Here is a 1,322-nt window from a genome sequence, read left to right as displayed (position 1 = left end):
CCGGCGAACGTGGCGAGAAAGGAAGGGAAGAAAGCGAAAGGAGCGGGCGCTAGGGCGCTGGCAAGTGTAGCGGTCACGCTGCGCGTAACCACCACACCCGCCGCGCTTAATGCGCCGCTACAGGGCGCGTCCCATTCGCCAATCCGGATATAGTTCCTCCTTTCAGCAAAAAACCCCTCAAGACCCGTTTAGAGGCCCCAAGGGGTTATGCTAGTTATTGCTCAGCGGTGGCAGCAGCCTAGGTTAATTAAGCTGCGCTAGTAGACGAGTCCATGTGCTGGCGTTCAAATTTCGCAGCAGCGGTTTCTTTACCAGACTCGAGTACTTACTTAAATGTTAACCCACTATCTGGAACGCGACACCGTCGCGGCCCCCGAACCGCGGCGCGGTGGCGGCGAGCAGGTCGCCGAGGATGAACCGGGCGCGCTCCTGCGGCGGGTCGTCGCTCAGGGATCCGAGGTAGCGGTCGTGGGCCGCGAGGGAGCGTACGGCCCGGTCGCGGGAGTCGTCGTCGACGGCCACGGCGTGCGTGGCGTGCGGGGAGCCGGCGATCGCCACCTTGCCGGCCCGCCACGGCTCGAGTCCCTCGTCGAGCAGCTCGGGGAAGATCCAGCGGTTGGCGGCGTCGGCGACGGCGTCCAGGGCGGCGAGACCCACGGCACGGTGGTCGGGGGTGTTCCACGCGCCGGACGCCCAGGTGTCGTGGTGGTTGAAGGTGACGATGAGTTCGGGGCGGTGCCGCCGGACGGCGCGCGCCAGGTCGCGGCGCAGGCCGGGCCCGTACTCGATCGTCCCGTCGTTGTAGTGGTCGAGGAAGTCGACCTCGTGCACGCCGAGTTCCGCGGCGGCCTTGCGCTGCTCGGCCTCGCGCACGGGCCCGCACTGCGCCGGTTCCAGATCGGAGATGCCTGCCTCGCCCCGGGTGACGAGGAGGTACGCCACCTCGCGCCCCTGGGCGGTCCACTGGGCCACGGCGGGCCCGGCACCGAACTCGATGTCGTCGGGGTGGGCGACGATCGCGAGCACGCGGCTGAAGTCGTCCGGCAGTTCGAGGAGTGTGTCCGACTGGAAATAGAGGTTTTCGTCCCCCGGATCCTGGCTGTGGTGATGATGGTGATGGCTGCTGCCCATGGTATATCTCCTTATTAAAGTTAAACAAAATTATTTCTACAGGGGAATTGTTATCCGCTCACAATTCCCCTATAGTGAGTCGTATTAATTTCCTAATGCAGGAGTCGCATAAGGGAGAGCGTCGAGATCCCGGACACCATCGAATGGCGCAAAACCTTTCGCGGTATGGCATGATAGCGCCCGGAAGAGAG

The 1,322-nt window shown here is 64.0% G+C and carries 1 protein-coding gene; it reads right to left on the bottom strand.

Features of this window, described 5'->3' with window-relative positions:
- Positions 1–336: 336 nt before the first annotated feature.
- Positions 337–1,131: a PIG-L deacetylase family protein gene (locus ACWCPN_RS34800; protein WP_363182188.1), complete on the bottom strand. Its 795-nt coding sequence runs from the start codon at positions 1,129–1,131 to the stop codon at positions 337–339.
- Positions 1,132–1,322: the final 191 nt, after the last annotated feature.

Source organism: Streptomyces sp. NPDC002386, assembly GCF_053593175.1.
The sequence above is the reverse complement of the archived record's forward strand: the minus strand, read 5'-3'. Positions and strand labels throughout refer to the sequence as shown.